This window comes from Nitrosococcus wardiae (assembly GCF_004421105.1).
Taxonomy (GTDB): Bacteria; Pseudomonadota; Gammaproteobacteria; order Nitrosococcales; family Nitrosococcaceae; genus Nitrosococcus; species Nitrosococcus wardiae.
The window spans coordinates 1,204,959-1,224,508 of sequence record NZ_CP038033.1 but is presented as its reverse complement, the minus strand read 5'-3'; the positions used below and the strand labels follow the sequence as shown (position 1 = coordinate 1,224,508).

Here is a 19,550-nt window from a genome sequence, read left to right as displayed (position 1 = left end):
AAGGAGGAAAAGGGGTCAGATCGTGTTACCTGTATAAACCATGCTGTACTTCCTAGCTCCCAACCCAGCTAGGAAGACGCCTCTCCCTGCTGCCCCTCTCTGTGTGGCAAAGTTAACGATTGGCGCAAATCTCAAAGTGGGCACCCTCATGCTGTTGCAGGTAGCAAATAACATCGAACAAGTTGTTCACACTCGGGTTGCCTTTGGGTCCAAACATGCACATCAGTGGAGACGGTTTGGGAGCCGGAATGGATCCCGTTGCTGGAGCAAAATCCAGAGTTAACCGGGTTGAGTTTGTGGGAACATTGGGACGAGGCGTATCTAGGCTACTACCCCGGGCAGGTTTTGCGCACGCTGCAACGGTCGGGTCAAGCAATGGAAAGCAGTGTATGGGCCTGAACGGGAGGTCATCTTCCGGCAGTTGATTCTGTCAGCCGCCTTAGGGCTCCACCTCATCGAACAAGGCCTTCGAGTCAAGGCTTTCAGCGCCGCTGCCCTGGTGCAAACCCGAAAGCTTTGAGCGGTTTCCCGCAGAGGCACAACTTGAAATCCAACGGGCGCTGACCGTGGCTGCCGAAGGCCGCAAGGCCGATATCGCCAGGCCCATGAAAGGGCTGGGCGCTGGGGTTTATGAGATCGCCTTGCGGTTCCGTACCGATACCTATCAAACTGTCTATACCGTCAATATCGGTGAAAAAGTTTGGGTCATTCATGCTTTCCAGAAAAAATCTCGAACCGGCATCAAGACCCCGCAACAGGACATCGCGGTGATCCGGGAGCGCATCAAACGACTCCAGGAGATATTGAAATGAGCGAGGACATTGAAATTGTGCGCGGTAGTGGCCATGTGTTCCACGACTTTGGGCATCCCAACGCCGATGTGGAACAAGCCAAGGCCATTCTAGCCGCCAAGATCATCGGGGTACTGGAGGATTCCGGGCTCTCGACCCGACAAGCCGAAGAGGTTACCGGGGTTAATCACAGTGAATTCGTGCGTATCCGCCGTGTGAAGCTTGACCGCTTTACCATCGACCGATTGATCACCATCCTCAATCGGCTTCATCAGCGGGTTGAATTGGAAGTAACCGTGCGACCCGCTCAGGAGAAGGAAAGCCCTACCATGGATGTGGGATAGGTGTTTTGCTTTGAAGGAGTGCAGGCGAACAGCATCCACAGAGCGATGATCCAATGGGGAGCCATGCCCGCCATAAAAGTGCCGGAGGGATAATGGAGCCAACCCATGGCGACCAAGAAGCTGTCCCAAAATGCGCCGATGGCACCCCCTAGCAGAATCAAGCGTAACTCCCGATGTGGCGCTCGGATCATGGCCACATGGAGTCCAATAAAAAAATAGCGGCTAGGGTAGTGCCCAACCAGGGCAGTTGGTAGGCACCCCCTAGCACGCAAGCAAGCCACCCTACTTGGAAGGCAAACAAATTAATGAGCACCGCCATGGGAAATCGGTTTCTCGGTCACTTACTTCGCCGGGCGCTCAAAAAGGTAATGACTCACCCACCACTGCTGTCCCTGCTCATAGCCAAACAACTCAGCGCAGGCCATGAAAAATATCCGCCCCCGCATCCACCACTGGTGGCTAACCTCTTGGCCGTACACTTCTGCCAGAATTGGCAGCAATAAATCCTTATGGGTCTCCATGTTGGCCAACCAGGCGTTGGCGGTCCGTTCGTAGTGCCGGCCATCCCAACGCCAGTGCTTGATACAGCGAAGGTGCTCTTGAAAGTGCAAGGGCAGATCGTCACTGGGCATCATGCCACCGGAGAAGAAATAGCGGCCCATCCAATCGCTCGGCCCTTGGTCTTCAAAGGCATAGGGCACATCCCGATGACAGAAAATATGCATGAAAAACTTACCCGACGGTTTCAACCAATGGTGAATCCGGGCCAATAACCAGCGGTAATTCCGCATGTGCTCAAACATCTCCACCGAAACGATGCGATCGAAGCGCTCCTGGGTGGAAAAATCGTTCATATCCGCGGTGATGACTTCCAAATTGGAAAGGCCAAATTGCTCGGCTCGCTGACGGATATAGTGGCTTTGGGAGTGGGAATTAGAGACCGCGGTAATGGTGCTGCGAGGATAAAGGGCCGCCATCCAGAGACTCAACCCCCCCCAACCACAACCCAATTCCAAAATCCGCAGGCCATCTTCCAGTTGGGCCCGTTCACAGGTAATATTAAGCGCAGCAGCTTCCGCCTCCCCCAAGGTCTGAATACCATCAGCCCAGTAACAGCAGCTATATTTGAGATGCTGGCCTAAGATATATTCAAAAAAGGCGGGAGGTAGTTCATAGTGCTGCTCATTGGCTTTCTCCGGCAGAGCCGCAATGGGACCTTTATTCATTTGCTCGATAAAGGCCCGCTTCCTATCGGCTACCGCCTCACAATCATCCGCCTGAATCTCCCCTAGGCGTTTTCGCAGAAGGCCGCGAATACCATAGCGGATAAAGACATCCGGGATTCGGGCCTGCTCAGTTAAATTGATGGCAAGGGTGGTCGCTATGGAAGCCAGTTTCTTTCCCTCCCGAGGAGGTGAGCCCTGGGATCCGTAGAAGTTATCGCTTGAGGATAAGTGATAGGGTGTCTGGCGTTGGTTGCTCATGGGTGACCTCCGTGGCCTTAGATGCTCCAAGTGGCGTTCCCCTGATAAAATTATACAAATATTATACAAATTACCATTAATTTTTCCCAAAAAAATAGTGTATTGGACAAAAATAGCCTTGATTTAGCAGGTAATCAGACAAAATTTCTTTACAAAAATCGCCAAAATATGGATATGAAACCGGTTACCTTGTATAAGGTTTCAGGAAAGGAAAATAATTTTAGAACCCGTGTTACCCCCTTTGGAATTAAGGGTGAAAGTAGAGTTAGATCGCCCTTATCATGCCCACCCCTAGACAAGTAGCGTGCCCTATGGGCATGAAGAGGCTGGAAGGGGAGCCCTATCCTACCGTCGAATTTTGCCGGTAGCGGACAGCCTGTAAAGAGACTAGCCTAACAGTCAAGCAGTTAAGTACCTATGAATAAAATATGAGCTGTTTTAGGAGCGAGCTGGTGGTGTTCCGCAAAGCCGTTTTTCCTCCCTGAAAAAAGGGTTTGCGGGGATTTCCCTGTCTCCTAGTTCCACACCACCGGCTCGCCCCAGGAATACCTCAAAACTTTTACTAAGATACTTAGACTATCCCGGATACAGTCGCTCTTGGCGAGCGAGAGGAGAACCGACCATGATCCAAAAACTTCATCATAGCGCTTATCGCTGTCGCGACTCGGAAGAGACGCGGAGCTTCTATGAAGACTTCTTAGGCCTGCCCCTTGCCGGTGCGCTTGAGATCAAGGAGACTAAGAGCGGACGCAAGACCCATGTCTTGCATACTTTTTACGAACTTGATGATGGTTCCTATCTCGCCTTCTTCGAGGCACCGGACAGGCCCTTCGAGTTCAAGCCCCAGCATGACTTCGACCTTCACATTGCACTTGAGGTCGATACTGCCGCTTTGCACGAGATGTTCGCCAAGGGAAAGGCGGAGGGCATCGAGACCCGTGGTGTTGTGGACCATGGATTTGTTCATTCCATCTACTTTCGGGATCCCAATGGCTATGTGATCGAGCTAACAGCAAAGACGCCCGCGCATGATCGGATGATGGATCCGGCGACCAACGGAGCGCGTGCTATTCTCGACCAATGGCAAGTTGAAAAATCCCAGGGGTGAGCCGCTAAAAGATTATTAGAAAAACCCTTACCCACCAAAATTTAAGCGCTTAATGGGGGGAGCCTCTATCGGGGCCTCATCCCCCCTTCGCTGCCAGCATGGAGTTTGATGCGGCAAGGGGTTTTCCAGACACAAATTCACGCCCTGCCTTTGTTGGTGCTATACACCATAGCGAGCTGGCATTTTCCACGAGGTCGAGAATAGGCTTTGGAGGAGTGCATGGACGCACGCAGCTTGCGGAGTATCGAGCGCGAGGGCGGCATTAACGTTTGTTCGCGGCAGCGCTTTTCCGTAATAAGTAGTCCTGCGGATTCTTTAATAAGGTGAGTTGTGAAAGCCTGCAAAGCTAGTATGATGACAAGAGAACAGATAAGTACCCCAGGGAAAGTTTTGAGGAGTTATTTTTCCTAGCCTCTCATCCCCGCCGGCACATGCCTCTTGACGTGCCCAGCGCACGCGAATTGTCGGCTCTTAGGGGCAATTGAGCTGCGCGAAACCAACCGCATACTTTTCAAAATCTTGCCGAAAGACTTATAAACTATAAAAGCATTGAATAAGTAAGGTAATCCGCATCAATGAAGACCAAATCATTACCACTTTGGAGTTGGATTTTTATCGTTACCATTCTTTGGATAGGGTTTGTGCTTGCCATTAGCTTCATGGAAGCCCCCATTAAATTTCAAGCGCCTTCATTGACCCTACCCGTGGCTCTTGAAATTGGGTACCTCGTGTTTCATGCCCTCAATTTTGTGGAAATTATTTTTGCAGCGTTAATCATTGCAGCTACTTATTTTGGCCAACCTTCCCGAAAAACCACCCTCTTTGCCGCTGGCGTTGTGGCCCTGCTGATCATTCAGACCCTCCTTCTTTTTACCAAGTTGGACGCAAGAACACTGGCCATCATCAACGGCCAAGAGGTTTCCTCCGCGCCGTACCATATCGTGTATATGGGGATAGAAGTCATCAAATTATTGGGTTTGGTGGTTTTGGCTTTTAATCAGCTCCATGACTTTAAATCATTGGCCCTAAAACTTAGCGGACAAAATTTGGAAAGCCCCCGTCACGCCCGGTAACAAACGGGCCTTATCTTTAATAATTCCCTGTGATGGGAACAGACTGAAACAATCAACGTGGGTACCGCCCTACAAAGCCCAGCCCCCTGGGTTTATAACCTTCCCTTGATAGTTGGGCTGAGAAGTTAAGGTCCTGGTAGGCCGATGTTTACGTCCTATTTATTCGGAAAACGCTATAGTCTATGACTGGATGGGATGTGGTGATCATCGGCGGTGGCGCTGCTGGTTTGATGTGCGCCATTGAAGCGGGCAAGCGTCAACGACGGGTTTTAATCCTCGAACACAGCAATCGTGTAGGCAAGAAGATCCTCATGTCCGGCGGCGGACGCTGTAATTTCACCAACCTCCACGTCACGCCGGATAGCTTCCTCTCCGCCAATCCCCATTTTTGCAAATCCGCACTGGCCCGCTATAGCCCCTGGGATTTTATTGCCCTGGTAGAGCGCCACGGCATTGCCTACCACGAGAAGGAATTAGGGCAACTATTCTGTGATCAATCTTCAAAGCTGATCGTGAAAATGTTGGTGGCGGAGTGCCAACAAGCCGGCGTGCAAATTGACATAGGTTGCAAAATCACCATGGTGCAACAAACTGCCACAGGCTTTACATTAGAAACCAGCCTAGGTCCCATCCAGACAACAGCCTTGGTCGTGGCTAGCGGCGGTCTATCCATTCCCAAGATGGGTGCCACTGGCTTTGGTTATGAACTCGCCAAACGTTTTGGGCATCGTATCCGAGCCACTCGCCCGGCCTTGGTTCCGCTGACCTTAAACCAAAAGACTCTGGCACAGTATGGGGATTTAAGTGGTATTGGGTTATTCGTCGAGGCCAGTTGCCATAACCGGTGTTTTCCCGGTGGCATGTTGTTTACCCATCGGGGGATTAGCGGCCCGGCCATCTTGCAGATTTCCTCCTACTGGCAACCCTCTGATGAACTCCGGGTCAATTTATTACCGGGGATAGAGATCCCGGCATGGCTAGCCGATCGGCAACGCAATCGCCCCGATGCCGAACTGAGGACGGTGCTCGCCGAAAAGCTGCCCAAGCGGTTGGCCCAACGCCTCTGCGAACTGGCATTTGACAACCTGCTGCTGCGCCAATACCCTCCCCAGGAATTACAGGCAATCGCTAGACAGCTCCAGCATTGGCGCTTCCGCCCCAAAGGGACTGAGGGCTACCGCACTGCCGAGGTCACCCTGGGTGGCGTCAATACCGATGAACTTTCTTCGGCGACAATGGTCTCCAAAAAAGTGCCGGGTTTATACTTCGTTGGGGAAGTAGTGGATGTCACCGGCCATTTGGGTGGGTTTAATTTTCAATGGGCCTGGGCATCGGGGCATGCTGCCGGGCAAGCAGTCTAAGGGATGCAAAAAGGCGAGAGGTTTAACAGCATCAGCCATCTGGTGGGGGCAGTAGCCGCGACTATAGGTTCTGTGGTGTTGGTGGTGCTGGCAGCGCGCCAGAGTGATCCCTGGAAGATTGTAAGCTTCAGTATCTATGGCGTCACCTTATGTGCGCTGTACATCGCTTCCACGCTTTACCACAGTTCCCTGGGGAAGAATCGACACATCTTCCGCAAACTCGATCATCACACTATTTACCTATTGATCGCAGGGACCTACACTCCCTTCACTTTAGTCACGCTACGTGGCCCTTGGGGGTGGTCCCTGTTGGGTATCATCTGGGGCCTTGCTGTTCTTGGGATCGTGCTAGATTCTCTGCCCCATAAAGGGCGTAGAATACTCCCAGTCGTCATCTATCTTCTCATGGGTTGGCTTGCCCTCATCGCCTTAGATCCGCTAATGCAGGCTTTACCCTGGACGGGTTTTATTTGGCTCCTGGCGGGCGGGTTATTCTACACAATTGGCATTATTTTTTTCGCCTTGGGGAAGAAGCTACCCTATGCTCATGGCGTCTGGCATCTATTCGTACTGGCGGGTAGCCTTACTCACTACTTTGCTATATTGTTTTATCTAGTTTAGGTGACGACGATATCCAGAAATTAGCTCCCTAATGTCCGGTCAAAATTCTAGAGGCTACTCTCCCAGTTCAGTTTGCCCGATTTCCTCTAATTTCTTTTGTAATTTCAATGTATCCAAGGAACCAAAGGGCAAATTGATAAAAATTTTGATCCGGTTCTCCAGCTCCCTGAAAGTCTGCCGGAAGGCCATCATCCGCTCCACCTCATCGCCCTCCGCTGCCGCTGGATCGGGAATCCCCCAATGGGCGGTAATAGGCTGCCCCGGCCAAGTGGGGCATTGTTCATCAGCGGCGTTGTCGCAAACAGTAAAGACAAAATCCATCGCCGGGGCGCCAGATTGTGCAAACTCATCCCAGCTCTTGCTGCGCAACGACTCCGTGGAATAATTTTGACGGCGCAGCACTGCAAGAGCCAGCGGATGGACCTCCCCCTTAGGATGGCTGCCGGCACTGTATCCTCTAAATTTTCCCTGGCCCCACTGGTTGATGAGGCATTCTCCGATAATACTGCGCGCTGAGTTACCTGTGCACAGGAAGAGTACATTAAAAACTTGATCGGCCATTCACTTTTCCTTTTCAGCCTAAATTTTGCTGGGTACGGCGCTAACACGCCTTAAGCCCCTACTTAAGTACCTATGAATAAAATATGAAGTGTTTTAGGAGCGAGCCGATGGTATTCCGCAAACCCGTTTTTCCTCCCTGAAAAAAGGGTTTGATGCGCGCCCCCTGAGGGCATCCTCCGGATGTCCCGATTCGCTCCCGGCGAATCGGTGCGGGGACTTCCCTGTCCCCTGGCTCCACACCACCGGCTCGCCCCAGGAATACTTCAAAACTTTTACTAAGATACTTAAAAAGTTCTCCAATAATTTCTTAAGCGCAATGGGTCGCACCTGGTCGGTTGGGCATGGCCGCTAGTGCCGTTCTATCGCTAGTAAAGGGTTCCTGGTGGCTCGCCCCCTGGACTGTCTCCCAAAGTACCCTGAAAACCCAATCGGGCAAAGCTGGGTTCACCCGATAGTAGATCCAAAGCCCCGCCCGCCGATCGACCACCAAACCAAGCTCGCGCAGTTGGGCTAAATGGCGTGAAATATGGGGTTGCACTACCCCCAGGGCGTAGGTCATTTCGCAGACGCAGAGCTCTTCGTGGCTAAGCAATAAAAGCAAGCACCGCAGGCGTGTGCCGTGACCCAAAGCGGCAAATAAACTCACCGGCTCTATATTCATTAAACGGAATATAGCTATTTCCATATATTCCATCAACAGGATATATCTCAGGAATTATTCCAGGGTAAGGGATTGGAAAAACCAGATAAAAGGGCCTAGTAAGGTCGTCAAAGTAGAAGCTAAATAGTCAGGAGTTGCGCACGCGGGAACGACAAACGGCGTCAATCCAGACAGTTTTAAAGATCACCCATGTGGCCGGGGTTATCAGAAATCTTGGCCTCACCACCAGCCCCCTCCCCAGGGCAATCATTATTCATAGGCTGCCATAAGTCCGACATACCAAAGGCCGTTCCACTAAGCGGGTCAAATTCTGGGATAATGGCAATGCCAAATCACGGGGATGAATGGCAACCCGAAGCGGGACGGCAGGCCCTGCGCAGCGAAGATTTAGGGCATTCCAAAGACGCAAGGGAAGAACCCGCCTGGGGGAATCGGCCTCATATCCCACCAGGGGTAACCGGATGAAGCGGTCGGCGCAGGCATCATAGACCCCCCAAAGACCTCGTAATAGCGAAAGGGGAAACTGCGCAACCGCTCCCATTTCAGGCGGCCCATGGCCCAGGCGGGGGGAACATACAAATCAGGTGAGCCCAGGCGATGATCCTGGAACCAGGCATGGCAACGGGCAATCAAATGGGCAATGTCGTTATCCTCATCCTCTAGAGCGAGGTGTTCGCCTGCTTTGCGGGATAGAAGGAGGCTATGGAGGCAGTGTCTGAGTCCTCCTATGCGCTCTACCCGATGGCTCCAGCCATGCCCCGCAATACAAAATTCCAGGGAGGACAGAAATTTTGCCGCCGCCACATTCTTCTCTGTCGCCAATCTACCCGCAAAAAGGACCCGGGTTAACTCTCCGCCGAGGACCGCCGGAGGAGTCTTCAGAAACTCTCTGGATAAAGGAGTACCGACAACTTCAACCACCCGTGCTCCCTCCCTGCGGACAGCCTCCGCCATATCCTCTGAATTCGCCAGCACAACCGCCCCATGGCGGAATAAAAGTCGATTGCAAGTTCCAAAATAGGACCGGCTAACCGCGTTAAAGAGCCGATTCCAGTATAAACCCGTGAGCCGCTCATAGCGGGTGTGAAAGCCAATGAGAATGCGGGTACAACGTACTTACCCAAGCCTAACCCGAGGAGTCCATAGGGTCCAGGATAGCATGGGGCTTAAACTGGATGACGTGCCGCACGATATGACTGACGGGTGGTAGGGTGATCTCTTGGGTGGCATCACCTGGCAGGGGAAAACGCAACCGTCCCCGCCAGCCGTGGGTAGACGAATTCGGGCAAATGAACTCCCCATGTTCTATCTGGTCCTCAAGATGGGCAATTAAATCGTGATAGTATGCCCCTACCCCATTACGCTCTGGCGCCGCATCGGAAAAAATCACCACCCGTAGAGTCCGCTGCTGCTCAACAAAGTGGGGGGTTTGAATAGCGGGGGATGCGGATGCCATTAACATGCGGCGACCTCTTTTATGACTTTTCTTTGATTGCGGGTGGGGATGGCATGGGTGGTCCCTACGGCTAGTGGCGCAGCCATGAAGGTTTCATGCCGGGCATAGTAGGCCCTAAAACGACGCTCAATAATTCCAGCATCCAAACCAAATTCAGTTAAAGAATAGGCATGCTGGCTGCTATAGCAGCGCGCGTCTGAATCTTCGTAGTCCAATACCCGCCTAAACTCAGCATTGAACGGTATCCCTAGTTGCCCGTAGGCCGCCTCTATTTCATGACCCAGGTTCGACCTTAGATTTTCCATCAGCAAAAATAAACGGCGGTGAGAAGGCAAGGGCCCCAATACCTGCAACAGGTTCTCATAATGAAACTCCAGGACCTCAATCATTCGTTGGGGTAGAGCCGCGCTACCATAGGTGCTGTCGAACAACTAGATACCGGAACGGATGGAAGAGAGTTGAGAAGGGACCGTCTCCAGGGGCCAGGGGGTCCCGCATACAGCAGAGGATACGGGCATCCGGAAAGGCCGTAAGCAAACTGCCAACCCAAGGACCAAAAGAGGCGCTGAGTCACCGAAGGGGCAAATAGGCATTCCCAGGTGGCAAAGGTGGTGAATTGGGAATCCTGGGCGAGAACCCGATGCAGTAGAGTGGTGCCACTGCGCGGTGGTCCCAGCACCAACAGGGGCTGGAACACGGACACCTTTCGGTAACCCCGGAAAAAGATTTCGTCGAACAAGAAGCCCAGCCAGTGCAGCCCCTGCACGAGGCCAAAAACAGGGAGGAATGCCACCATCACCAGGGCCCGCCGCCAGGATAAACCCTTTTCTCCTGGGGCAAAGGTGCCCCAAGCTATCGCCAGGTAAATCTTGAAGCTTTGTAGGAAAAGAAAAAACACAATCGCCCTGTCTACACAATACATGTATAAAGCGTATACAGGTTAATGGAGAAATATTTCAAAACGATAACGACAAAGAAAATGGCATCACCAACAGCAAAAAATAAAATAGAATATTTAATCTAAATTGTTTGAGCTTGAAGCAAAAGGAGCCAACCTATGAGGCGTATCAGTATGAGTCGCCTAGTGATCGCAGCCATTATCGCCTTGATCTCTTTCATTAGTTACTTTTCGCTGTCCGATCACAATCCCATTACTGGCGAAAAGCAGCGCGTAGCACTCAGCACCAAAGAAGAAATTGCCCTTGGTCTGCATGCCGCACCCAAAATGCTACAACAGCATCATGGCCTGCTACCTAATCAGCAGGCGCAAGCCCATATAGACCGTGTGGGATCTCAGTTAATCGCTGCGCTGAATCACTCTCTGGAAAAAACGGGTAATAAGAATCCCTATCCCTTCGAATTCCATTTGCTAGCAGATAAGCAAATTATAAATGCATTTGCACTTCCCGGTGGACAGGTGTTTATAACAGCTGCATTATACAATCGGCTGACTACTGAAGGTCAGCTTGCAGGCGTATTAGGTCATGAAATCGGTCACGTTCTCGCCCGGCATGGAGCACAGCGACTCGCTAAGCAGCACCTGACACAAGGATTGGCCGGCGCTGCCGGCGTCGCGGGCGGTGATATTCAAACCGCACGAATGGCCCAGGCTGTCGCACAGCTAGTTCATATGAAATACGGTCGCGCAGACGAATTAGAATCGGACATGTGGGGTGTAAGACTGACTGCCCAGGCCGGTTACGATCCTCGCAGCATGCTCGATGTGATGCGAATTCTCGAGCAAGCCTCTGGGGGGCAAAGCCCGCCAGAGTTCCTCAGCACTCATCCCAAGCCTACTAATCGGGTCGCCTATATCCAACAAGTCATCAATGAGGTGTTCCCTAACGGTGTACCAGAAGGCTTGAGCCCATAAAAAGCAATTATTTTTGGAAGCAATATAGCCTTTAAATCAAGCCCAACAAAGCTAGGATAGCTAACACAACTACCACTACTCCAATGATATAAAAAATATTGCGAGGCATAGTAAACTCCTACGAATGTTGTTATAAAATTCATACGCAAATTAGTATAGACGACTTTTAGCTCGACTTTCCCCATTCTCTGAACAATGAAACAAAGACTTAAGCAGCAACCAGAGTTTTTTCGCATGTGGGTCTCGAATTTAGGGGAAATCCGCGGCCAGATCACCGCGCCCCTAAACGGCAGTTTCAGTTAGAGAAGATTTTGGATCGGGCACACTCCAAATACAGCGCCTCACTCCTGCCCTTATTGGACAAGAGGAAGCTTGCCCCTAAACGCTTTACACCCTGACCCCATTGCGGCGACGAGGCGAGAATGTAAGGAAGGGAGTTCAAAGCCCAGTGTAAGCTGAATTCTCGAAACTGTCAGCGTGAAAGCGCCGTGATTAAAAACATGCAGAAAATATTCGCCATAAAACCTAGCCCCCAGCGCCTAATGGCCCTACAATACCGCCATGTCTGGCAATACCCTTGGTAAACTTTTTACAGTCACCTCCTTTGGCGAAAGCCACGGGCCAGCGTTGGGCTGCATCGTGGATGGCTGCCCACCGGGCCTGGCCTTATGCGAGGCGGACATTCAAACCGACCTGGACCGGCGCCGACCTGGCAAAACCCGCCATACCACCCAGCGCCGGGAACCGGATCAGGTCCGGATCCTCTCGGGGGTGTTTGAAGGAAAAACCACCGGCACTCCCATCGGCCTGATCATTGAAAATGTCGATCAACGCTCCCGGGATTACGACAAAATCAAGGAGCAGATCCGGCCCGGCCACGCGGACTATACCTACTTGCAAAAATATGGCCTGCGGGACTACCGGGGAGGTGGCCGCTCTTCGGCCCGGGAGACGGCCATGCGGGTGGCCGCAGGGGCCATTGCCAAGAAATATCTGGCACAGCGGTATGGGATAGGAATTCGAGGCTATCTGGCCCAGCTCGGGCCGATTCGAATTGAGCGATTAGACTGGGACACCGTGGAACAAAATCCCTTTTTCTGCCCAGACCCGGACAAAGTCCCTGAACTCGAGGCCTATATGGATGCCCTCCGCAAAGAAGGCAACTCCATTGGGGCCCGAATTACCATCACCGCTACTGGGGTCCCCCCCGGCCTGGGCGAGCCCGTCTTCGATCGCCTTGATGCCGATCTAGCCCATGCCCTCATGAGCATTAACGCCGTTAAGGGCGTTGAAATCGGGGCCGGCTTCGCAGCGATCACCCAAAAGGGCACCGAGCACCGGGACCCGATTACCCCTGCAGGCTTTCTCAGTAATCATGCTGGCGGTGTCCTGGGGGGAATTTCCACCGGGCAGGATATTCTCGCCAGCATTGCCTTAAAGCCGACCTCCAGCCTTCGCCTACCGGAGCGCACCGTTAACACCCGTGGCGAACCGGTGGAAGTCATCACCACCGGCCGCCATGACCCTTGCGTGGGTATCCGCGCCACCCCGATTGCGGAAGCCATGGTCGCCCTGATCCTGATGGATCACCTGTTGCGCCATCGGGCCCAAAACATGGATGTTAAGCCGGAATTATCCCCCGTCCCTCCCCACCCTGGTGGCACCGGCTGATATCCGGTTAAATATTTAAGGGTAAAGCAACATTTTAAGAGCTTAGAGCAACCATGATATACCTTTTGATTTTTTACCTTTCCTTTGCTTTTGTCCTTTACTTCGTGGCACGAAAGAAAGGCCGGGAACCGGTATTTTGGGCAGGACTGGGGTTTTTTTTCGGTCCCTTCGCCCTGATTCCTTTATTATTTTCCCAGCCCCCCGGGGACAGCAAAAAACTTCCTAAGAAAAAGAAAAGCAGCAAACGGGTCGCCTAACCCTGGAAGGGCACTCCCCCCTAAGTGATTGCCCCAGAAAAAACTCTGCAGCCCTTTGGTGGTCTAACGACGGGGAAAAAGTTTCCTTACCGGAAACTTCCGTAATGAGATACACCCATGAGTCGTCCTTATCCCTTGGTACCCCGGAATAGGCTGCCCAGAATACAGAATATTGAAAACACGAAATCAATATCGTTCTTCACTACGATTATCCCCCATCGATTTGATTAAATTTTAAATTTCGATGCGATTTTTTTCGTGTAGGGGAAGCCTTGTGCTGTAGGAAACGGACGAGCTTGTTAGGGATGGTTGAGGAGATCCCATGCCGGCCAGAAGCAAAGTCGTGAAAATAGCCTTACCCATTATTATCTTGCTTGCCTCCTTAGGCATATTTGCCGGCTTGCTTCAGAGCAAGCCAACCAAGCCTGCAGCAGATCAGGAAGAAACCATATGGCGGGTGGCGGTGACGCAAGTCAATCCCAGCCAAAAACGGCCGACCCTCCCCCTCTATGGGCGTATTGAAACCCCCCGCTCGAGTAAGCTACGGGCCGCCATCACGGCGGATGTGCAGGAAGTCAAAGTAAAAGAAGGGGATTTCGTCAATGGCGGCCAATTGTTAGTCCAGCTCGATAAGCGAGAAGTAAAACTAGAATTAGCCCAGCGCCAAGCTGATCTAGAAGAAATTCAAGCGCTTATCGCCAGCGAGAAAGTCCGTCATCGGCGTGACTTGAAAGCCTTGGAACATGAGAAGGCATTATTGGAATTAAGTCGCCGGGCGGTGGAACGGGCCAAGACCCTCGAGCAACGGAAGCTCACTCCCCGGTCGGCACTGGATGAAGCCCAACAAGCGGAGGAGCGACAAGCGCTGGAACTCAACACCCGCTTACTTGCCGTTGATGATCATCAGGCCCGGCTGGCCCAACTGGAAGCCCGGCAACTGCGGGCCCAGGCACTGCTGGCCCAGGCCAAACTAGATCTGGAGCGAACTCAAATTCTATCCCCTTACACAGGCCGGATCGCCTCGGTTGCCATTGCGACCGGGGATCGGGTGCAAGCGGGCAATGACCTGCTTGAAATTTACGATACCGATGCTCTAGAAGTCCGGGCCCAAGTTCCCTCCGGCTATGTGGCCCAGATCCGCAAAGCATTGGCCCAAAATGAGCAATTGCAGGCAACCGGTACAGTGAATGGAACCCCCTTGACCTTCCTGCTCGACCGCTTAGCGGGACGGGTCGAAAAAGGCAGCGGCGGCGTTGATGCGCTGCTGAAGTTAGAAGAACCAGGGCACACCCTACCCCTGGGTAATTTCGTGGAACTCCAGTTGCAATTACCGCCGGTGGAGAATGTGGTGGCCTTGCCCTTTGAAGCCATCTACGGCCTGGATCGGGTTTATAAGCTGGTGGAGGGCCGGATGCGGGCCGTGGCAGTAGAGCGAATCGGTGAGTATCAGAACCAGGAAGGTCAAATCCGGGTGCTGGTCAAAAGTCCCCAGTTACACCAGGATGATCGGGTGATCACCACCCAGCTCCCCAATGCCATGGAGGGGTTACGGGTTGAGACGGTAGCAGGCTAAGTGGATTACGCATCATCATCACCCCAAGGGGGGCTAATCGGCCTGTTTACCCGACATCGAGTGGCCGCCAATCTGCTTATGCTGACCATGATAGTCTCGGGGATGTGGGCCCTCTCTCAGCTCAACCGTCAATTTTTCCCCAATTTTGCCCTGGATGTTATCAATGTCAGTGTAGTCTGGCGCGGAGCCAGCGCTGAGGACGTCTCCCGCTCTATTACCGAGCGTCTGGAGGAAGAACTGCGCACCCTAGATGGACTCAAAAAACTCACCTCAACCTCGGCCTATGGCTTATCGACTCTGACTCTGGAATACCATAAAGGCACCGACATGGGGGTGGCCCTTGACAAGGTCAAAGAACAAATCGGTCAGATTCGCGACTTACCCTTGGACTCGGAATCCCCCGAGAGCAGCCTGGTATCACGCTATGAAAATATCGCCCGGGTTCTGGTCACTGGCCCTGAGGACCCCCGGGAACTGCGGCAGCTGGTACACAATTTTGAAAGGGATTTACTCAATCGGGGCATTGCTAAAATCGCTATCGTAGGGCTGCCTCAACAGGAAATCGCCATCCAAATACCGGTAGCACACCTGCATGAGTTGGAAATGTCCCTCGGCCAAGTGGCTGAGCGAGTCGCGAATATCAGCCGGGATCTCCCTGCAGGGACCATTGGCCGCGACGACGTGGCTCGTCAGCTACGTAGTCTGGAGCAGCGACGCGATAGTTTGGCGTTTGCCGACATCCCGTTAAAGGCGGAGGCCGACGGCCGCCTGATTCGCTTAGGGGATGTGGCCACCATTGAGCGCCGTCCTCGGGATGGGGAAACCCGACTTCTTTACCAAGGGAAACCGGCCGTCGAGTTGCAGCTGCAACGTGCCGAAACCGGGGATTCACTCCAAGGCGCGGAAATTTTAGCCCAATGGTTAAAAGAAGTGCGCCCCACCTTACCAACAGGTATTGAACTGCATCTCTTCAATCAATCCTGGGAGCTGATTAAGGAGCGCATTGGGCTTTTGCTCAAAAATGGGGGGGGCGGCTTAATCCTGGTCATTGGAATCCTCTTTCTATTTCTCAATGGTCGGGTTGCAGGATGGGTAGCCATTGGGATTCCCGTGTCTTTCTTAGCAACCCTGGCGGTCCTGTGGGCTGCAGGGGGCAGCATCAACATGATCAGCCTATTTGCATTGATTATGGCCCTCGGGATCATTGTTGACGATGCTATCGTCGTGGGCGAAGACGCCCTCACCCAGCATCAACAGGGATTGCCGCCATTGCCAGCGGCTGAGGAGGGGGCCCGCCGCATGCTCCTACCGGTTTTGGCATCCTCTTTAACCACCATCGCGGCATTTCTCCCCTTGATGCTGATAGGCGATGTGACCGGCAATATCCTATTTGATATTCCCATGGTGGTGATCTGCGTCATTCTCGCCTCCCTGATTGAAAGCTTTCTGGTGTTACCAGGTCACCTGCGGCATAGCTTTGAAAGGATGAAAGAACATCGGGAAGGCAAAGTCCGGCGCTTATTAAACCAAGCTTTTGAACACTTCCGAGAGCGCCTTTTCCGACCCTTGGCCCTGCTCGCGGTTAGACATCGGTGGAGCACCATAAGCGCAGCTTTAGGGTTGTTGCTGATAGCCCTGGGCCTGCTTCTGGGGGGGCGCATTAACTTCACCTTCTTTCCTTCACCCGAGGGCATTGTCATCTTTGCCAATACGAGCTTTGTGGCCGGCACCCCTCCCCAAAGAGTCGCCGCTTTCATCACCGAGTTGGAACAGGCCCTTTATGAGACCGAAGCGGCTTTTGGCCAAGATTTAATTGTGGCCTCCACTGTAAAACTTGGCTCAACCACCACTGCCGGAGGCCGCGCCACCCGCAATGGAGATCGCTTCGGCTTAGTTGCTGTGGAACTGATCTCCCCTGATCGGCGCGAGGTCCGGAATCAAGAATTTATCCGAGCCTGGAAAGGGCGGATTGAGCTGCCCCCCGGAATCGAAAGCTTTACCTTGACTGAGCAGCAGACGGGACCTCCGGGTCAAGACTTAGATATTGCCCTGGTAGGGAAAGATGAAATGACCTTGAAATCGGCGGCGGTGGAGCTGGCGGATGCACTCAGGAAAACTCCTGGGGTCTCCGCCGTGGAGGATGATCTGCCCTACGGCCAAGAGCAACTCGTTTACCGCTTGACAGCGGAAGGAGAATCCCTGGGACTCACGGTGGAAGATGTGGGCAGACAGCTTCGGTCCGCTTACGAGGGCCGATTGGTTCAGATATTCCAGGAGGGGGGAGATGAGATTGAAGTGCGGGTCACCTTACCCGACGATGAACGCCATAGCCTGGCCAGCCTCACCCATCTGGCTATTCAGCTTCCCAACGGCAGCACGGCGCCCCTCGATACCGTGGTCGATTTAAGCTCGCGGCGGGGGTTTGATGTCCTACGCCATACCCAGGGTAAGCTGGCGGTCCATGTCTCCGGTACTGTAGACCGGACCATCAACAACAGCAATCGAATTCTGGCCGATCTAGAACGTGGCCTATTGCCCGAGCTACGGGCGCGCTATGGAATCCAAACCGGGTTCGAAGGCCGGGCCGAGGAACAGCGGGATACCCTCGGCGACATGCAGCGCGGTGTGCTGTTGGCACTGGCCCTGATTTATTTAATCCTGGCCGGGGTATTTTCTTCCTATGGCTGGCCTCTGGTGGTTATGGCCGCCATTCCCCTGGGCCTGGTCGGGGCAATCCTCGGGCATTATGTCATGGGCATTGATCTCACCATTTTGTCTTTGTTTGGTTTCTTTGGTCTCTCGGGTATCGTGGTGAACGATTCCATTATTTTGGTCACCTTCTACAAACAGCTTCGAGAGCAAGGCCAACCTTATAATGAGGCCTTGGTTGAAGCGGCCTGCCAACGCCTTCGGGCGGTGCTGTTGACCTCTCTGACCACCATTGGCGGTTTGACCCCCTTGCTCTTTGAACGATCTTTACAAGCCCAATTTTTGATCCCCATGGCGGTCTCCATTTCCTTCGGTTTGATGTTCGCCACCGTGCTGGTGCTCCTAGTCGTTCCCGCCCTGCTCTCCATCTATGAAAGTAGCCTCGCCCGGCTCAAACCGACCCCGAAAGCGGCCACCCCCCGCAAGGCAGCACCAGAAATAGGCCTAGATTCGATTTCTAGCCGCGAATACACGGCCATCAACACTTACGAACTGGAGCAGCGCAAACAGGGAAAAATGCGTAAAATATCAGCAGAGAATGCCGGCTCAAGACAGCAGTAGCCGGCCACCAGGTAGGAGATTAAGAGGTAGCAATGGGCGGAAAAACTCTGTACGACAAACTCTGGGATTCCCACGTAGTCCGCACCGATCCGGGCGGCACCGCATTACTCTATATCGACCGACACCTGGTCCATGAGGTCACCTCCCCACAAGCCTTTGAGGGACTACGCCTTGCGGGCCGCAAGCCCTGGCGGCAGGGAGCCAATCTGGCGGTACCGGATCATAACGTGCCCACTACTGACCGCAGCCAGGGCATTCAGGATCCCATTTCCCGGGCCCAAGTGGAAGCCCTGGATCGGAATTGCCAGGAGCTAGGCCTTACTGAATTTAGGATGGATGATCCCCGCCAGGGTATCGTCCATATCGTCGGCCCGGAACAAGGAGCCACCTTGCCCGGCATGACCGTTGTCTGTGGCGATTCCCACACCGCCACCCATGGGGCCTTCGGCGCCCTCGCCTTTGGCATCGGCACCTCCGAGGTGGAGCATGTGCTGGCCACCCAGTGTTTGCTCCAGAGAAAGTCCAAAAATATGCTGATCCAGGCCAGCGGCAAGCTGGCCCCGGGGGTGTATAGTAAGGATCTCATCCTGGCGATCATTGCCCAGATTGGGACCGCCGGCGGCACCGGTTACACCATCGAGTTTGGCGGAGAAACCATTCGCGCCTTATCCATGGAAGGGCGCATGACCCTTTGTAACATGGCCATCGAAGCCGGCGCCCGAGCAGGCTTAGTCGCCGTGGATGAGATCACCATCGACTACCTCAAAGGCCGGCCTTTTGCCCCTTCTTCCCTTTACTGGGATCAAGCCGTGGACGCTTGGCGAACCCTCCGAAGCGACCCGGATGCCCATTTTGATCGGGTGGTCACGATGGACGTCAGCACCCTTAAACCCCAGGTGAGTTGGGGCACTTCTCCCGAAATGGTGGTCTCCATTGACGGGCAGGTACCGGATCCCCAGCAGGAACCCGAGCCCACCAAGCGGGCTGGCATAGAAAGAGCCCTGGAATACATGGGCCTTAAAGCCAATACCCCCATCAGTGCAATTCGTCCCGATATCGTCTTTATCGGCTCCTGCACCAACGCCCGCATTGAAGACCTGAGGGAAGCTGCCCAGGTGGTGGTTGGCCATAAAGTGGCCGGGAATATCAAACAGGCCCTAGTGGTCCCTGGCTCCGGACTGGTAAAACGCCAGGCCGAAGAGGAAGGTTTGGATCAAATCTTTAAAGAGGCGGGCTTTGAATGGCGGGAGCCTGGCTGCTCCATGTGTTTGGCCATGAATGCCGATCGCTTGGAGCCGGGAGAGCGGTGCGCCTCCACCTCCAATCGCAATTTTGAAGGTCGTCAAGGCCAGGGAGGACGCACCCATCTGGTCAGCCCGGCCATGGCCGCGGCGGCTGCCATTGCCGGCCATTTCATGGATGTTTCCACCCTCAAGCACTAAGCAA

At 53.4% G+C, this 19,550-nt stretch carries 21 protein-coding genes; 12 read left to right on the top strand and 9 right to left on the bottom strand.

Annotated elements, in window-relative coordinates; genetic code table 11:
* The first annotated feature begins 385 nt into the window (after positions 1-385).
* The 3 genes from E3U44_RS20310 to E3U44_RS05990 are packed head-to-tail and all read left to right on the top strand — an operon-like array spanning position 386 to position 1,135.
* Complete coding sequence (locus tag E3U44_RS20310; RefSeq protein ID WP_276321963.1) at positions 386-520, top strand: hypothetical protein; 135 nt, start codon at positions 386-388, stop codon at positions 518-520.
* 46 nt (positions 521-566) lie between these two features.
* Positions 567-812: a type II toxin-antitoxin system RelE/ParE family toxin gene (locus tag E3U44_RS05995; protein ID WP_240761746.1), complete on the top strand. Its 246-nt coding sequence runs from the start codon at positions 567-569 to the stop codon at positions 810-812.
* On the top strand, positions 809-1,135 hold the full coding sequence (locus tag E3U44_RS05990) for a helix-turn-helix domain-containing protein (RefSeq protein ID WP_134357145.1): 327 nt from the start codon (positions 809-811) through the stop codon (positions 1,133-1,135). The genes E3U44_RS05995 and E3U44_RS05990 overlap by 4 nt, the downstream gene beginning before the upstream one ends.
* Here the strand turns inward: E3U44_RS05990 and E3U44_RS05985 are convergent.
* The 3 genes from E3U44_RS05985 to E3U44_RS05975 are packed head-to-tail and all read right to left on the bottom strand — an operon-like array spanning position 1,099 to position 2,619.
* Positions 1,099-1,344: a DUF2878 family protein gene (locus E3U44_RS05985; RefSeq protein WP_420812614.1), complete on the bottom strand. Its 246-nt coding sequence runs from the start codon at positions 1,342-1,344 to the stop codon at positions 1,099-1,101. The genes E3U44_RS05990 and E3U44_RS05985 overlap by 37 nt on opposite strands.
* Entirely contained in the window at positions 1,323-1,454 is a 132-nt protein-coding gene (locus tag E3U44_RS20560; RefSeq protein ID WP_134357143.1) for a DUF2878 family protein, read from the bottom strand. The genes E3U44_RS05985 and E3U44_RS20560 overlap by 22 nt, the downstream gene beginning before the upstream one ends.
* A gap of 22 nt (positions 1,455-1,476) precedes the next feature.
* Positions 1,477-2,619, bottom strand: coding sequence for an SAM-dependent methyltransferase (locus E3U44_RS05975; RefSeq protein ID WP_240761744.1), 1,143 nt, complete (start codon positions 2,617-2,619; stop codon positions 1,477-1,479).
* A gap of 622 nt (positions 2,620-3,241) precedes the next feature.
* Between E3U44_RS05975 and E3U44_RS05970 the strand changes: the two genes are divergently transcribed.
* From E3U44_RS05970 to trhA, 4 genes are all read left to right on the top strand, one after another.
* Positions 3,242-3,727: a VOC family protein gene (locus tag E3U44_RS05970; protein ID WP_134357141.1), complete on the top strand. Its 486-nt coding sequence runs from the start codon at positions 3,242-3,244 to the stop codon at positions 3,725-3,727.
* Positions 3,728-4,302: 575 nt separating this feature from the next.
* Positions 4,303-4,800: a hypothetical protein gene (locus E3U44_RS05965; protein ID WP_134357140.1), complete on the top strand. Its 498-nt coding sequence runs from the start codon at positions 4,303-4,305 to the stop codon at positions 4,798-4,800.
* A gap of 182 nt (positions 4,801-4,982) precedes the next feature.
* Positions 4,983-6,161: a BaiN/RdsA family NAD(P)/FAD-dependent oxidoreductase gene (locus E3U44_RS05960; protein WP_134357139.1), complete on the top strand. Its 1,179-nt coding sequence runs from the start codon at positions 4,983-4,985 to the stop codon at positions 6,159-6,161.
* Positions 6,162-6,164: 3 nt separating this feature from the next.
* A complete protein-coding gene (trhA, locus tag E3U44_RS05955) occupies positions 6,165-6,782 on the top strand; it encodes a PAQR family membrane homeostasis protein TrhA (RefSeq protein WP_134357137.1) in 618 nt (205 codons plus the stop codon).
* Between the two features lie 54 nt (positions 6,783-6,836).
* On the opposite strand, the gene E3U44_RS05950 is transcribed toward trhA, so the two are convergent.
* The 6 genes from E3U44_RS05950 to E3U44_RS05925 all read right to left on the bottom strand — a co-directional run bounded on the left by E3U44_RS05950 (position 6,837) and on the right by E3U44_RS05925 (position 10,358).
* Positions 6,837-7,343 (bottom strand): arsenate reductase ArsC, encoded by a 507-nt coding sequence (locus tag E3U44_RS05950; protein ID WP_134357136.1) that lies wholly within the window; start codon positions 7,341-7,343, stop codon positions 6,837-6,839.
* Between the two features lie 307 nt (positions 7,344-7,650).
* Positions 7,651-8,028 (bottom strand): metalloregulator ArsR/SmtB family transcription factor, encoded by a 378-nt coding sequence (locus E3U44_RS05945; protein WP_240761743.1) that lies wholly within the window; start codon positions 8,026-8,028, stop codon positions 7,651-7,653.
* Between the two features lie 363 nt (positions 8,029-8,391).
* Positions 8,392-8,979 (bottom strand): hypothetical protein, encoded by a 588-nt coding sequence (locus tag E3U44_RS19555; RefSeq protein WP_206054911.1) that lies wholly within the window; start codon positions 8,977-8,979, stop codon positions 8,392-8,394.
* 151 nt (positions 8,980-9,130) lie between these two features.
* Positions 9,131-9,466 (bottom strand): glycosyltransferase family 1 protein, encoded by a 336-nt coding sequence (locus E3U44_RS05935; RefSeq protein ID WP_166805005.1) that lies wholly within the window; start codon positions 9,464-9,466, stop codon positions 9,131-9,133.
* Positions 9,460-9,849 carry a hypothetical protein gene (locus E3U44_RS05930; protein WP_134357134.1) on the bottom strand — a complete coding sequence of 130 codons (390 nt, stop codon included), beginning with the start codon at positions 9,847-9,849 and terminating at the stop codon, positions 9,460-9,462. The genes E3U44_RS05935 and E3U44_RS05930 overlap by 7 nt, the downstream gene beginning before the upstream one ends.
* A complete protein-coding gene (locus E3U44_RS05925; protein ID WP_166805004.1) occupies positions 9,846-10,358 on the bottom strand; it encodes a sulfotransferase in 513 nt (170 codons plus the stop codon). The genes E3U44_RS05930 and E3U44_RS05925 overlap by 4 nt, the downstream gene beginning before the upstream one ends.
* Positions 10,359-10,517: 159 nt before the next feature.
* Between E3U44_RS05925 and E3U44_RS05920 the strand changes: the two genes are divergently transcribed.
* From E3U44_RS05920 to leuC, 5 genes are all read left to right on the top strand, one after another.
* A complete protein-coding gene (locus tag E3U44_RS05920; protein WP_134357131.1) occupies positions 10,518-11,333 on the top strand; it encodes a M48 family metalloprotease in 816 nt (271 codons plus the stop codon).
* Between the two features lie 561 nt (positions 11,334-11,894).
* Positions 11,895-13,004, top strand: a complete 1,110-nt coding sequence (gene aroC, locus E3U44_RS05915; protein ID WP_134357130.1) for a chorismate synthase — start codon at positions 11,895-11,897, stop codon at positions 13,002-13,004.
* Positions 13,005-13,583: 579 nt separating this feature from the next.
* A complete protein-coding gene (locus tag E3U44_RS05910; RefSeq protein WP_134357129.1) occupies positions 13,584-14,834 on the top strand; it encodes an efflux RND transporter periplasmic adaptor subunit in 1,251 nt (416 codons plus the stop codon).
* Complete coding sequence (locus E3U44_RS05905; RefSeq protein ID WP_134357127.1) at positions 14,835-18,104, top strand: efflux RND transporter permease subunit; 3,270 nt, start codon at positions 14,835-14,837, stop codon at positions 18,102-18,104.
* 32 nt (positions 18,105-18,136) lie between these two features.
* Complete coding sequence (leuC, locus tag E3U44_RS05900) at positions 18,137-19,546, top strand: 3-isopropylmalate dehydratase large subunit (protein WP_134357126.1); 1,410 nt, start codon at positions 18,137-18,139, stop codon at positions 19,544-19,546.
* The last annotated feature ends 4 nt before the right edge of the window (positions 19,547-19,550 follow it).